At 63.7% G+C, this 15,020-nt stretch carries 8 protein-coding genes; 4 read left to right on the top strand and 4 right to left on the bottom strand.

Going from position 1 to position 15,020, the window contains the following annotated elements; genetic code table 11:
- Nucleotides 1–193: 193 nt before the first annotated feature.
- Nucleotides 194–2,638: a TonB-dependent receptor gene (locus tag C0V82_RS21435; RefSeq protein WP_102114507.1), complete on the bottom strand. Its 2,445-nt coding sequence runs from the start codon at nucleotides 2,636–2,638 to the stop codon at nucleotides 194–196.
- Between the two features lie 104 nt (nucleotides 2,639–2,742).
- A complete protein-coding gene (gene pgmB, locus C0V82_RS21430) occupies nucleotides 2,743–5,700 on the bottom strand; it encodes a beta-phosphoglucomutase (protein ID WP_158660120.1) in 2,958 nt (985 codons plus the stop codon).
- A gap of 254 nt (nucleotides 5,701–5,954) precedes the next feature.
- Between pgmB and C0V82_RS21425 the strand changes: the two genes are divergently transcribed.
- Nucleotides 5,955–6,986, top strand: a complete 1,032-nt coding sequence (locus tag C0V82_RS21425; protein WP_211107942.1) for a substrate-binding domain-containing protein — start codon at nucleotides 5,955–5,957, stop codon at nucleotides 6,984–6,986.
- 136 nt (nucleotides 6,987–7,122) lie between these two features.
- Nucleotides 7,123–10,032, top strand: coding sequence for a calcium-binding protein (locus C0V82_RS27840; RefSeq protein WP_158660119.1), 2,910 nt, complete (start codon nucleotides 7,123–7,125; stop codon nucleotides 10,030–10,032).
- Between the two features lie 5 nt (nucleotides 10,033–10,037).
- Here C0V82_RS27840 and C0V82_RS21400 read toward each other — a convergent pair whose 3' ends face one another.
- On the bottom strand, nucleotides 10,038–11,225 hold the full coding sequence (locus C0V82_RS21400) for a GGDEF domain-containing protein (RefSeq protein WP_158660118.1): 1,188 nt from the start codon (nucleotides 11,223–11,225) through the stop codon (nucleotides 10,038–10,040).
- 132 nt (nucleotides 11,226–11,357) lie between these two features.
- Nucleotides 11,358–12,089 (bottom strand): cyclic nucleotide-binding domain-containing protein, encoded by a 732-nt coding sequence (locus tag C0V82_RS21395; protein WP_158660117.1) that lies wholly within the window; start codon nucleotides 12,087–12,089, stop codon nucleotides 11,358–11,360.
- 195 nt (nucleotides 12,090–12,284) lie between these two features.
- Here C0V82_RS21395 and C0V82_RS21390 point away from each other — a divergent pair, with 195 nt between their 5' ends.
- Both C0V82_RS21390 and C0V82_RS21385 read left to right on the top strand, forming a co-directional pair.
- Complete coding sequence (locus C0V82_RS21390) at nucleotides 12,285–13,136, top strand: MBL fold metallo-hydrolase (protein WP_102114503.1); 852 nt, start codon at nucleotides 12,285–12,287, stop codon at nucleotides 13,134–13,136.
- A gap of 231 nt (nucleotides 13,137–13,367) precedes the next feature.
- Nucleotides 13,368–15,011, top strand: coding sequence for a ShlB/FhaC/HecB family hemolysin secretion/activation protein (locus tag C0V82_RS21385; protein WP_158660116.1), 1,644 nt, complete (start codon nucleotides 13,368–13,370; stop codon nucleotides 15,009–15,011).
- Nucleotides 15,012–15,020 lie beyond the last annotated feature (9 nt).

Raw genomic sequence — 15,020 nt, 5'->3', positions numbered from 1 at the left:
GGGATCAGTTTTTCTTCGTCATCCCGACGTAAGTCGGGACCCAGGGGCCGTAGGATCAAACCGTCGCGCAGCGTAGATCAAAGCTGCCGATTGCTCGGGCATCTGGCTCCTGGGTCCCGGCTTTCGCCGGGATGACGATAAGGGGGGTACATGGGGGTGTCCCAGCCATGGCAGAGGCACCCCCAAATCAGCGTCAGAACTTCGTCGCCACCGACATCTTCACGTTACGCCCGAAGATCGGGCGGCCCATGAACACGCCGCTGGTGTTCGCACCTCCGATGATGCGGGCATTGCCTTCGGTCAGGCCCAACTCGTCTGTCAGGTTGGTGCCCGACAGCATGACCGTCACGTCATCGCCGATATCGGCAGAGATGCCGGCGTCGATCGTGTCGAAGCTGGGCAGACGCTGGGCGTTCTCCACATCGGCCCAACGAGCACCGGTGTAGTTGTAGCTGGCGAAGAAGCGCAGCTTGCCCCAATCCATCGGCACGTCATAAGACGGCGAGAAGGTGAACTGGATCTTCGGCTGACGCTGCACCTGATTGCCGCTGTTGGGGCCGAAATCCTTGAATTCGCCCTTCTGGTAGTTACCGCGCAGGGCCAGGTTCAGGTTTTCCACCGGCATGACCATCAGTTCGAATTCCACGCCATAGGCCTTGGAACCGCCGATGCGGGTCAGCTGCGTCTGCGACCCGTCCGGGTTGATGATGAACTGCTGGAAGGGCAGGCCTTCGAACTTGTTATGGAAGAAAGTGACATACGCGGCATAGTCGGAGGTGCGGGTCTTCAGACCGACTTCCTGCTGGTCGATCTTCTGCATCTGGTCCTGACCGTCACGCAGATTGTCGAATTGCGGGAACTTGAAACCGCTGTTCAGGCGGCCGAACACCGACAGGTCGCCCGTCAGATAATAGTTCACGCCCGCCGTCCAGGAGGTTTCCGTGTTGGCATAGTCCAGCGTGCGGAAGCTGCCATTGAGGACGGATGTGGCGTTGTTGGCGAGCGTCAGCGGGTTGCCGTCCAGGTCCATGGTCGACACGTTTTCCAGCGTCGCATTGACCTTCTGCCGTTCGACGCGGCCACCAACATCGATGCGCAGATCGTCGGTCAGCGCCCATTCATCGGCGATGAAGGCGGCGACATTCTGGCCGTTATAGGAGGCGTTGACATCGAAGAAGGAGGTGCCGACAAAGCCATTGCGGGTGACCTTGGCACCATTGTTGAGGGTCAGGTTGATCAGCTTGGCATTGGGTGTGGCCGTCATCAGGACGTTGTTGCCCAGGTACCAGAGATCCTTTGACGAATAATCGGCAAAATAGGCGCCGATGGTGATGGTGTTGCCGTCGAAAATCTCCCGGCTGAAACGGATATCGTCAGTGAAGCTTTCGATATCCTTGTCCACTGACCAGAGGCCGGCGGTGATCACCTGCATGTTCAGGTCGGTGATGGCCGCCCCGCCATTGGCGAAGCTGGCCGAACCCGCCGTGGCGGTGCGGCCGGCGGCGGCGACAACGGCGGCGTTGGCGTTGGCCGAGGCGATCTGACCACTGATGAAGCTGCCCAAGGTCTGCGGGTTGGCGCCCGTGAACAGGCCACGCGTATCGGCCTGACCCTTCAGGTAGTTCATCTTGTTGCTGACTGTCCACTCCCCAAAGGTCAGGTCGATCGTATTGCCCACGACCGCCGCCTTCACGCCACGGCCGTCGGCGAAATCGCGGCGGATGGTGCCGGGCGTGGCGCCAGGGGTGACCTCCAGCACGACATTGCGCAGCTCATTGCCCAGGAAAGTACCCTTGCCGGCATCGAAACCCGGAAACTCCTTGATGGTCTTGCCATTGTTGGAGGAGAGCAGCGGAATGGCGGTGTAGAAGGCGTTCTTGTCGTCGGTATAGCGGCCGTAGAAGGTGACCTCGCCGTTTTCCAGGACCTTGGTGATGTTGCCGCTGACCTGACCGCCGCGATCGGCGGGGAATTCGGTGTCGCGGATACCGTCCGACGTGCGGTAGAAGCCGCCGACCGAGAACAGCAGGTCCTTATCCAGGGCGCCCTGGTAATAGGTGTCGAACCGGTACAGGCCCTCATCCCCCACGGTTAGCTTCAGGCTGCCTTCGGGGTCCTCCTTGCCTTTGCGCTGAATGAAATTGATGGTGGCGCCCGGCTGACCATTGGAGAAGATGGGCGACGGGCCGCCGCGCAGCACCTCCACCCGCTCCACCGTGTCGTCCAGGCGGAACAGGGTGCTGTTTTCCAGGAAGGAAAGGGTGGGCGGCGGGAACAGGGGCGAGCCGTCCAACTGTACCGTGATGAAGGGCGCGTCCCCGCCGCCGGGGAAACCGCGCACGTCGATATTCGCGCCGGACGTGCCCGAAGAGCTTTCAACCCAGACGCCGGGGACGATCTTCAGGAGGTCAGCGGTGCTGGCGGGCTGCTGTTCCGCAATGGCCTCGGCATCGGCGGTGGTGATGGAGAAGCTGGCATCCAGCTTCTTGATACCGTCGGAGCGCGCCACGCCGGTGACGATGATTTCTTCCAGCAGGCCACCCTGCTGGGCGTCCTGTGCCTGGGCCGCACCGATGGCGGGCAGCAGCAGGGCCGCGAAGGCGGCGCCCGTCAGCAGCTTCTTGTCAAACTTAGTCATAGGGACCTCCCGTATGAGCATCACCCGGATGCTTCTTGATTGATGGGCTGTGCTTGTTTTCCGTCCGGGCGACACTCCCCCCTCTCGGGATGGCGCCCGGATTGTCATGCCGGGCGGACGAAACGGTCCAGCCGGAATTCGCGTATATGGCCGATGACCTCATCGGCTTCGGTCAGGATGGCGGGATCACCGATGCCGAGCGCCGGCATGCCGGCGGCCTTGATGGCGGTGATCCCGGCCATGCTGTCCTCCACGCCCAGGCACGCGGGCGGGGGGACATCCAGGGCCTTGGCCACGGACAGGAAAATGTCTGGGGCGGGCTTCGGATTGGGGATGGCACCCGCATCGGCGACATGGTCGAACAGGTCGATGATGCCGAGGCGGGTGAGAAGCGTGGGGGCGTTGCGGCTGGCCGATGCCACGCCCAGTTTCAGCCCGGCTGCCTTAGCCGCCAGCAGCAGGTCGCGCACGCCGTCGAACAGATCGTCGGGGCTGAATCTTGCGATCAGGTCCTGGTAATAGCCGTTCTTACGGGTCGCGGCTTCCTGCTTCTCTGCTTCGGTCAGGGTTCTACCGCTGTCGGCCAGGATGCGTTCCAGGCTGCCCATGCGGTCGATGCCCTTCAGCGCTTCGTTCTTTTCCCGGTCGAAGGGTACGTCCAGTTCGTCCGCCAGACGCTGCCAAGCCTGATAATGGCCCTCTGCCGTGTCGGTCAGCACGCCATCCAGGTCGAAGATGATGGCCTTGACCGGGGCGGGGAAGGGGCTATGGGCAATGGCTGTATCCTGGCCGGTCGTCAGGATGACGGGTGCGACCTGGTGATGGATGGTCAGGGCATCGCCCGACAGCAGGCGATAGGTGGTGCCCACCTGATCAACCGTCACCCGCAGGCGGCGACCCTGCCAGGCGATGCCGAAGCCATAGCGGGTCCAGCCGGGGGGCAGGATGGGGGCAAAGCGGGCGATGCCTCCCTGCCAGCGCAAGCCGCCAAAACCCCAGGCGATGCCCAGCCAGCTTCCGGCCATGGCCGCCATATGCACGCCATGGCTGGCATTGCCATGCAGGTCATCCAGGTCGATGCGGGCTGTTTCGGTAAAGTAACGAATGGCCTTCTCGCTGTCGCCCAGTTCCGCAGCCAGGATGCCGTAACTGCTGGGTGACAGTGTGCTGTCATGCACCGTTACGGCTTCGTAATAATCGAAATTGCGACGCTTCAGGGCGGGCGTGAAGCGGTCGCCGGCCAGCAGCATGGCCAGGACCACATCGGCCTGCTTGCACACCTGATGTCGATAGATGGCGAGCGGGTGATAGTGAAGCAGCAGGGGATATTTGTCGGCGGGTGTGTCGGCGAAGGGCCAGACCGGCTTAGACAGGAAATCATCATCCTGCGGACTGATCCCCAGGTCGGGGTCGGTGGGCAGATACATGGCGTCCGCTGCCCGCCGCCACAGGGCCACCTCTTCATCGGTCAGGCCGATGCGGGTGGCGAGGGCGGCGAGTTGGTCGGGTGCCTCGTTGCCCATGCGTCGATAGAGATCGGCGGCATGGCCCAAATGGGCGGCGGCCATGGCGTTGGTGTAGAAATTATTGTTTACGAGTGCGGTATACTCGTCCGGTCCCGTCACCTCATGAATGGTGAAGGCCCCGCCCTTGCGGGCGTTGAAATGCCCCACCTGCGGCCAGATGCGGGCCGTTTCGAACAGCATCTCGGCGGCCTGGGCATAAAGGAAGGCGCTGTCGCCGGTCGCTTCTTCATAGAGGCGGGCGGCGAAGGCGATGTCGGCATTGATGTGATACTGTGCCGAGCCGCTGGGGTAGTGGGCCGAACATTCATCGCCAGCGATAGTGCGCCAGGGGAACAGGGCCCCGGCGCTGTGCCCCATGCCACGCGCATGGGCGCGGGCGCGGTCCAGCCGGCCGATGCGATATTCCAGCATGCGCCGGGCCAGATGCGGGGCCGTGAAGGCCAGCACGGGCAGGATGAAGGTTTCTGTGTCCCAGAAATAATGGCCCTCGTACCCTTCCCCCGTCAGGCCCTTGGCCGCGATGGAGGTGGCACCGTCGCGGCCCGTCGATTGGTACAGGTGGAACAGGTTGAAGCGGATGGCCTGCTGCAGGCCCGCATCGCCATCGATCACCACATCGGCATCGGCCCAGAAGCGCGCCAGATCATCGGCCTGTTCCTTTGCCAATGCGTCCCAGCCGGCGGCGTGAGCACCGGCCAGTATGGCGCCGGCATCGGCGGTCAGGCCGGCAATATCCTCATCCGTATCGGCCCAGGCATAGGCGGCGAACTTCACCAGTTCGACCCCGGTTCCCGGCGTCAGGTCGGCATGGAAGGCCTGACTGATGCTGTCGAGCGTCAGGAAGGGTTGGTCTGATGACAGACCGTGACCAGACAAATGACCCTGGCGCAGAACGCAGGTGCGGCGTGACAGGCGGGCCGTCTGGTGCAGGGCGGCGGGGATGCCATCCTGTTCCACCGGAAAACTGTCTACCCCACCGGCCCCCAGCGAGACACCGATGCGCGGGTCATCGCCTTGCCCCTCCGCCCGGCGGCCCCAGCGCAGGTCCGACAGCAGGGTGACGGGGCCGGTATATTCCAGGGACCGAATGATCAGGCGCAGGGCCAGCAGGCCGGGGCGTGCAAGGCTGACCAGACGGTCGGTGGTGATCTCCACCGTACCACCCTTGGCCTTGTAGCGCATGGCGGTGCGGAACCGGCCCGTGGACAGGTCCAGCTCGCGGACCAGGCCGGCATCCGGTGTCAGTGTGACAGTTTCCCCGTCCAGCACGATCCGCACATGCTTGGCATCGGCCACCGGCACGCGGGTATCGGTGGAAAGCGCGAAGCCGGTGAATTTCTCATGATAATGGATCGGCGCCTGCTCGAAGAAGGCCGCCAGGAAGGCACCGTCGCTGGCACTGTCCACGCCATCAATGCCGCCACGCACGCCCAGCGCGCCATTGGCCAGCGCGAACAGGCTTTCGTCACGCGCCGCGGTTTCCGGATTGAACCCGGCAACCCGGATGGTCCAGCCATCCCCGGCATCGGCACGCACATCTCCTGCGCGGACGTGAGATGCTCTCTCCGCCACGGCAAACCTCCCCAAGATACGCTTGATCCGCCGCCATGATGCGGTGGTTGGTCCTTAAGCTAACATCAATGTTATCGATGTCAAGATATCGATGTCATTTTTCTGACTACGTATGGGGAGGGGGCGGGGCCTATGCGATTGCGTGTTGCCAAACCCTTGGAAAAAATCGCCTTCCATGCCAATGTCGGCTTCCCCGCCAGTCACCCGCCGAAAGCCAGATGATCAAGCCCGCAGCCGCCCGCGGACCCGAGATTGAAGCCAAGGCCGCACCCGCTGGTCGCTTGACCATGGCCGACCTGGCGGAATTGGCGCAGGTATCGAAGATCACGGTCTCGCGCGCGCTGCGCGACAGCCCGACGGTAAAGCCTGATACGCGGGCCAAGATCCAGGCGCTGGCCAAGGAACATGGCTATAAGCTGAACCTGTCGGCGCGCAGCCTGCGCCTGCAACGGTCCAACAGCGTGGCCGTCGTGGTGGAGATGAAGCCCAGCCCCGACCGGCCCCTGTCCGACCCGTTCCCCATGGCCCTGATGGGCGGCATCTGCCAGGAGCTGACCAGCATCGGTTATGCCGTCGTGCTGACAACGCGGGACGGGGTGCATATGCCGGCGGTGCAGACGGCGGACGGCATCATCCTGTTGGGCCAGGGCAGCCATGACGAGGCGGCGGTCCAACTGGCCGACAGCGACGTGCCCCTGGTGGTTTGGGGAGCGGAAGCACCGGAGCATGATTATGTGACTGTCGGGTCCGACAACCGACAGGGCGGGGCGCTGGCCGCCGACCGTTTTGTGTCCATGGGACGCCGGCGCGGCCTTTTCCTGGGCGACACCAGCCACGCCGAGATTGCGCAGCGCCATGATGGCTTCCGCGACGCCCTGACCACCGGTGGCGGACATCTGGTGGGCGGCATTTCCTGCCCATTCAGCATCGCGGCCGGGTCGGCAGCGATTGCCCGATGGATGGATGGGGGCGGGGCCGCGTTTGATTGTCTGTTGGCCGCCAGCGATCTTCTGGCCATCGGGGCGCTGCAGGCGCTGCAGGAACGCGGTATTCCTGTGCCGGAGCGGATTTCCGTGATCGGTTACGATGATACGCCTCTGGGGGCCTGTCTCACACCGCCGCTTTCGTCGGTACATCAGGATTGGCAGGCAGGTGGCGAGCTGCTGGCGCGGCGCATCCTTTCCCTGATCAATGGGGAGGAAGTGGCGTCGGTCAGCCTTCCCGCCCACTTGGTGGTGCGGGGGACGTGATATCTGTGCGTTCCCTCAGGCGCCGGGCGTCTGCCCGTGATGTAAGGCCTTAGTTGGCGTGTGAATTGCTTGTAGGGGACCAGGACGCCAGGAACCCCTTGCGTCCTGGGAATTATTTGCCGCCCGGAGTCCGCCCATGCCCAGCCTGAAGACCGTCCTGGATGCCGCCATCGCCGCTGGCGAGTCGGTGGCGGACGAAATGGAACTGTTCCGTACCGTCCTGAACGACGCGGGCATGATCTTTGGTGGTGAACGGGTGACCAACGGTTCCACCGAAACGGTGACTATGGTGGATGACCGGCTGGACAGCTGGTCCGATTACCGCACCGTGGCGGTCAAGGACCTGAAGAACATGTACCGGAACCTGCAGACAGGCGAGATTCTGCATTTCTTCTGGAACAATGGCACCATCGTGGAGCCGCACAGCGTCATCATCTATGCCGTCGACAAGACCACGGGCACCATCACCGCCTTTGATAATGAAGGGACAGGCAATGCGCCGCGCCTGTTCAGCCTGCAGGTGGAGATGATCCAGGGGCCGGTGCAGATCCAGACCTTTGACAACAGCACAGCCGAGCGGCTGCGCGGTGATATCAAGGACCGGTTCGAGAATTACATTGATGGCGGCGACGGCAACGACACGATCGATGGCGGCCTGGGCAATGATACGCTGATCGGCGGATCGGGTGATGACAGCCTGATTGGCGGCTATGGCAACGACAGTCTGGTGGGGGGACAGGGCAATGATACCCTGATCGCCACTGCCGGCGATGATGTGCTGGTCGGCGGGCTGGGGCTGGACAGGCTGGTTGCCGGTTCGGGGTCGGACCGGTTCGTTTTCTCGCGCGTGTCCGAAACGCGCCTGGCATCCGCCCTGACCTTCAACAGCATGGATACGCTGGTCGGTATCGATTTCGGCGGCAATGGCGTGGCGCTGGCCGACAGTGTGGAGCTGCCGTTTGCGGTGACATCGGTGGCGTCGGGTGGGGTGCTGCGGGCCACGGGTAATTCCTTCTACGCCGCCATGAACTTCCTGTTCGCGAAGGGACAGCCGCTTTATGAAAACAACAGGGCCGGCCTGTTCAGCTATCTGGGTGAGGTCTATCTGGTGGTTTCAGGGCCGGGGCGCAGTAGCAACCTGGGGGCCGACGATTTCATCTTCCGGGTGCAGGGCTTCACCGGCATCCTGGATACGTCTGACTTCGGCTATTCCTATGAAACGGTGGATAGTACAGGGCGGGTGACGGTCAACACCACGGCTGCCACCTTCACCCTGACCGCCACGCAGAACAATCTGCTGTATCTGGGCACCAGCAATTTCAATGGCATGGGCAACAGTCTGGACAATTCCATTACCGGCGGTATCGGCAATGACACGCTGGACGGCGGTGCGGGCGCCGATACGCTGACCGGTGGGGCTGGCAACGACACCTATGTCGTCGACAGCCTTGCCGATGTCATCAATGAGGCGGCGGGTGCGGGCACCGACACTGTGCGAACCACCCTCGCCACCTATACGCTGCTGACCGATTTCGAGAATTTGCAATATACGGGGGCCGGCAACTTCACCGGCCTTGGCAATGCCGCCGATAACAGCATCCGGGGCGGTGGCGGTGATGACACGCTGACCGGGCTGGCCGGCAATGACACGCTGGATGGCGGGTCGGGTGCGGACAGCATGACGGGCGGTGTTGGCAACGACACCTACATCGTCGATGATGCAGGTGATGTGGTCGTTGAGCTGGCGGGTGAAGGGACCGATATCGTCAACTCCCGCCTGACATCCTATACGCTGGCTGCCGATCTGGAGCATTTGGCCTTTGTCGGCATCGGCGATTTTACGGGCACGGGCAATGCCGTGGCCAATTCCATCACGGGCGGGGCGGGTGCTGATACGCTGGATGGTGGGGCCGGTGATGACACGCTGGATGGCGGTGCGGGGGTTGACCAGTTGACCGGCGGGGCCGGCAACGATGTCTATATTGTCAATGCTGGCAGCGACACGATCACTGAACTGGCCGGCGAAGGGACGGATACCGTCCGTACATCGCTGGCCAGCTTCACCCTGGCCGCCGAGGTGGAGAACCTGAGCTATACAGGGACGGCTGCCTTTACCGGCACGGGCAATGACAGCGCCAACCTGATCTCTGGCGGGACCGGCAATGACACACTGAGCGGTGGGGCCGGCAATGACAGTCTGGATGGCGGCGGCGGCGGCGACCGTATGATCGGCGGGACCGGCGACGATACCTACATCGTCGATGCGGCCACGGATGTGGTGGTCGAGGCGGCGGGCGACGGGACCGATACGGTTCGCACCAGTCTGGCCAGCCTGACGCTGGCGGCCAATGTCGAGGTGTTGACCTTTACGGGCGGTGGCAATTTCGCGGGCACCGGCAATGCGCTGGACAACACCATGACGGGTGGCGGCGGCGATGACGTGCTGGATGGCGGGGCCGGCAGCGACAGTATGACCGGCGGGCTGGGCAATGATGTCTATGTCGTCGATGCCGCCACGGATGTGGTGGTGGAACTGGCCGGTGAGGGGACGGACACGATCCGCTCCGATCTGGCCAGCCTGACCCTGGTGGCCGAGGTCGAGAACCTCACCTATACAGGGACGGGCACCTTCACGGGCACCGGCAATGCGCTGGCCAATGTCATCACGGGTGGAGCCGGTGCCGACACCCTGACGGGTGGCGGCGGGGCGGATACGCTGACCGGCGGGCTGGGGGGCGACAGCTTCGTGCTTGCCACCGCAGCCGACAGCCCGGTGGCGACACCCGTCACCATCAGCGATTTCGTGGCGGCGCAGGGCGATCAAATCGACCTGACCGCCATCGACGCCAACAGCGCCACGGCGGGCGACGATGCCTTTACCTTCATCGGCACGGCGGCGTTCAGCAATGTTGCCGGGCAACTCCGCACCCAGGTGGTGGGGGCTGATCTTCAGGTGCTGGGCGACGTGGATGGCGACGGCAATGCCGATTTCGCCATCATCCTGACGGGCGTCGGGACCCTGGCGGCGGGCTCGATCGGGCTGTAACCGGGTCAGGCGCTGCGCAGGTCGACATCTGTCAGGGGGGGTGCGACCTCCACCCGGTTGCGGCCATTGCGCTTTGCACAATAGAGCGCGCTGTCGGCGGCCTTCAGCAGGGTCGGCCAGTCATGGCCATGGGTGCCGTACCAGGCGACACCGAAACTGGCGGCCACGGCGACGGGGCCGCTGGGGCTGCTGATCTCCAGCCCCTCCAGCGAGCAGCGCAACCGTTCCGCTGTGGCCATTGCACCGTCACCGGTCACGTCCGGCAGCAACAGACAGAATTCCTCACCCCCCAGCCGGGCCACGGCGTCGACCGGTCGCAGCAGGGTGCCGGCGGCGTTCACCACGCCCACAAGGGTGGCGTCACCCACGACATGGCCGTGCGTATCGTTCAACAGCTTGAAATGATCCAGATCGAAGGTGGCCAGTGCGAAACCACCCCCTTCGCGCATGACGCGGGCCCGTTCCTGTTCCAGGCGGGCCTGCAGGGCCCGGCGGTTCAGGGCCCCGGTCAGCGGGTCGGTTGCGGCCTGATGCACCAGATGTTCCTGCATCCGACCTACGATCATCCAGACCAGCCCCAGCGCGTGGCAGGTCAGCAGGAAGGTGCCGCCCAGCATGGACGCGGGCATCATGGAGATGGCAACCTGCGTATCGAACCCTGTACCGATGATGAACAAGGCGCGCGCCAGGCTGAGCAGTGCCCACAGCGCGTGCAGCACCGCCAAGGTCACCGCCGCTGGACGCAAGGCGCCACTGGCATGCCGACGCAGCAGCAGGAAATTCACGCTGCTGATGATGGCCTGCGTCGTGACGGTGGAGGCCATAATGTATCCCGGCTCCTCCAGCACCATCGAAACGACGAGGCAGAAGCCGACCACCAGAAGGAAGAAGGCTAGCCCATAGGGTTCCGGCCGGCCCGGCAAGCGCAGGAAGCGGTAAAAACCCAGGCTGGTCAGCAAGGTACCGCCGATGGTGAAGAAGAAGCCGGGCAGGGACGACCGCTGAAACGGGTCCAGCATTGAGAAGTAAAGAAGGACGAATCCAACCGCGTAACAGGCCTGGCCCAAGGCCCAATGGCCGATACCCGCCAAATCGGGATGATAGCGTCGGATAAAGCGCAAAACGAACGCCGCCACACCCGTGACGACGGCATTCGCAATGAAGATCGAGGCCAGATCAAGGGCCGGCAGCATCACTGAACCCATGTTGTTCGCCTTAATGCTACACCTTTCCAGTTAGCCGGCAATGGGTAAGCAGCAAGAATACGTGCGTATGGGATTTAGCGTATCCATTCCTGCAAGGAAGGCGGGCATCAACGGGCCGGATCAGAGCCCGCGTTCGATACGCCCCACATAGGAGTTGATCAGCTGACGAATCAGTGTAGGGGCGCCGCGCAGCAGTTCCTCAAACCGCTGGCGCTGGATCACCTCGCACACGGTCAGGTCTACGGCGGTCACCGTGGCGGCGCGGTTGGCATCGCGCAGCAGAGCCATTTCGCCGAACACGGAGCCGGCACCGGCATGGCCCAGCACCAGGGATTGTCCGTCCGGCGTGTCCCGCGTGATCTCCACCAGGCCCGACTGGATCAGATAGGCGCAGTGCGCCTCATCCCCCCGGCGGAAAATGGTGCGGCCCGGTGCGAAGGTGTCACGGCGAAGCAGCTTGTGTGTGCGCTCCGACACGATAGGATCATCGCTGAAGATCGGGTCGCCATTGTCGGTGGGGATGCCGTTGAGGGCGCGCAGGGTGCGGACCAGTGAATGCAGCACGAACCGCACCAGCGGCGGGGCCGCGCGCAGCTGCTTCACGAATACCTCACGCGAGATGACGATCAGGCGTGTCGGCTCCATCGTGGCGATGCAGGCCGAACGCGGGGCATTGTCGATCAGCCCCATTTCACCCGCGATCTCCCCCGGACCAAGGGTCGCCAACCGGTTCTTGACACCATTGACGGCGCGGAAGACCTCCACCCGGCCCGCGGTAATCAGAAAGGCGTCGCCGGACCAGTCCCCCTCCTTGATCAGCAACTTGCCTGGGGCGACATTGATCTCATCCAATTCCGGTATCCTGCACGGTTTGCGGTCGGGCGCAGCATGCCCGTGGAATATTGAATATTCATTTACGTTTTCGGCAGGTGTGACGGCAAGCACGGGATTGCGGCTTTTCCTGCGTCACTCTAGCGGTGGCCTGTTGCCCTTTTCCAATCCTTGGCTGAAAGTGCGGGTCGGTAAGTGGCGGCGGATCACCAGGACATGAGCGACGACAGCTTTTTTGTGCGGTTCTGGGGCGTGCGCGGCAGCATCGCCACCACGGGTGCGAACACCCTGCGCTATGGTGGCAATACCACCTGCCTTGAAATGCGCTGCGGTCCGCATCTGCTGATCTTTGATGCCGGAACGGGCATTCGGCTGTTGGGGGATGCGCTGGAGGATGGGGGCGACCCGGTCACGGCGGACCTGTTCTTTACCCACACTCATATCGACCATGTCGTGGGCTTTCCATTCTTCGCCCCCTTTCATGACAAGCGCAGCCGTATCAGCCTGTGGGAAGGGCATCTGGGGCCGGACCTGACACTGGGGCAGGTGCTGGGCAGTCTGATGGCCGCACCCCTGTTTCCCGTCCCGCTGCGCGGGTTGGAACGGTGCATGGATTACCGCAAGTTCACGGGCGGTCAGGTGTTGGAGCCGCGGCCCGGCCTGATTGTGCGGACCTGTCCGTTAAACCATCCCAACGGGGCCACGGGTTACCGGGTCGATTATCAGGGCAGGTCCATCTGCCTGATCACCGATACCGAACATCCGGTGGAAGGGCGGGACGAGACCATCGCCGATCTGGTGCGCGGGGCCGATGTTATGATTTATGACGCCAGCTACAGCGATGCGGAGTATGCCGACCATGTCGGCTGGGGCCATTCCACCTGGGAAGAGGCGCTGCGTCTGGCCGATCATGCCGGGGTGCGCCACCCCGTGATCTTTCACCATTGCCCCGAACGCACCGACCTGGACCTGGATGCCATTGCTGCGCAGGCCCGCGCACGCCATCCCGGCGCCCTGGTGGCGCGTGAAGGGCAGGTGATCACACCGGATGGGGAATTGGTGCGCTGAACCAAGCAATTCCGGCACGCAGCAGGCGAGTAACCACCAGGGCGTGTGTATAGCCTAACGGACAGTCGTGTTTTTTCTTTGTTACCGTCATGGTTAATGCCGTGCGGATTGAGATGTTAACGCATAAACGACTGGCACGCGCCGCCCCCTTCGGCTTAAAACTTATGCGAAGCATCAAAGCGTTGGGGTCATATGCGTCGTCGGCTGGCAATTATGGGAATGGTTGCCGTGATGGCGCCTGCCACTGCGCATGGGCAGACAGCACCATCGCGCCTGCCCGGTGCCGTGGAACCGGGCAGGCCCACGGTTCCCGCCCCCCTGGAGGAGATGCGCAAGGCGCCCAAGGCGCAGCTGCAATTCTCCATCCCGGCACAGCGCAAAGGCGCCCCCGCTGCCGGGGCCAATGACCTGCGTTTTACCCTGGCCCGCGTGGCGGTGGACGGCGCGTCGGTCTTTGACCCGCAGATGGAATTTGCCGAGGATATCAGGGCCACCATCGCCAAGCCCGTGACCCTGGCCGATATCTCGGTCCTGGCCGACCGCATTCAGGCGCGATATCTGGCCCTTGGCTTCGGCCTGACGCGGGTTTTCGTGCCGGCGCAGGAGATCAAGGACCAGACCATCACCATTCGTGTGATCGAAGGCCATCTGGAACGGGTGCGCGTGGAAGGCGGTGGTCCGGGTGAGCGGGCGCGGGTGGAGGCACGGTTGGCCGATGCGGTCGCGGCGCGACCGGCGCGGGTCGACCTGATTGAACGCGGGTTGCTGCTGGTTGATGATCTGCCGGGGGTGAATGTCACGGGGCTGGTGCGGCCCGGCGATAGTTTCGGGGCGGCGGAGCTGCTGGTCGGGTACAGCGAAACGCCCTATGCGCTGGTGGCCGGTATCGGCAACCGGGGATCGGATTTCGCGGGCCCCTGGTCGGCCTTTATCGATGTGGCGGCCAATTCGCCCTTTGGGCTGGGGGAGCAGCTGGGCCTGACCCTGTCGGCCACGCCGCAGATCAAGGAACAACGGTCGGCCAATGGCCGCTGGGTCCAGCCGTTGGAAGGGACTGGTCTGAGCCTGACCACCAACGCCAATTACAGCCGGGGGCGGCCCGGCGCGGCACTGAAGCCATTTGCGGTGGCGACCGAAGGCTATGGCATGGGCCAACGCCTGTCGCTGCCCCTGACCCGGTCACGCGCCAAGAACCTGACCATTGAGGCCGGGTGGAACGCGCAGAAGGCGACGGTCGAACTGCTGGCCCTGCCCTTCAGCCGGGATCAGTGGCGCAGTGTCGATGCGCGCATCAGCTATAGCCAGTTACGGTTTGCAGGCGGTGATTTGTTTGCTCAGGTCGGTGTGACCCAGGGGTTGGACGTGGCCGGCGCCACGGGGCGGGGTGACCGTGACGCGTCGCGTCTGCAGCCCAACCCCTGGTATTCGAAGTTCACTGCGGAAATGGCCTATGGGCGCCGCCTGTTCGCCGATATCGGCGCCACACTGACGGTGGCGGGACAGTACACGCCCGATACGTTGCTGGCTGGCGAGGAATTCGCCCTGGGCGGCAGCCGGTTCGGGCGCGGCTATAATGGTGGGGATCTGTCGGGGCCGAACGGGGTGGGGGCCGGCCTGGAACTGCGCCGGTCGTTCAATCCGGGGATCGAGCGTGTGGATGGGCTGACGCTGTATGGCTTTGTCGATGGGGGCCGCGTCTGGGACAGTGTGGCGGCCAATACGCATCTGCTGTCGGCGGGCGGCGGGGTGCGGCTGGGTCTGTTCGCCAAGGCCAACCTGTCGGCGGAACTGGCGCGGACCCTGCGGTCGCTGCCCATTCCGGGGGCGGAAGGGCGGGATACGCGCCTGTTCATCGACCTGACGGTTCAGCTTTAAGGGGGATGG

The organism is Niveispirillum cyanobacteriorum (assembly GCF_002868735.1).
GTDB classification, from domain to species: domain Bacteria; phylum Pseudomonadota; class Alphaproteobacteria; order Azospirillales; family Azospirillaceae; genus Niveispirillum; species Niveispirillum cyanobacteriorum.
Note: the sequence above shows the minus strand (reverse complement) of the source record. Positions and strands in the feature narration are given on the sequence as shown.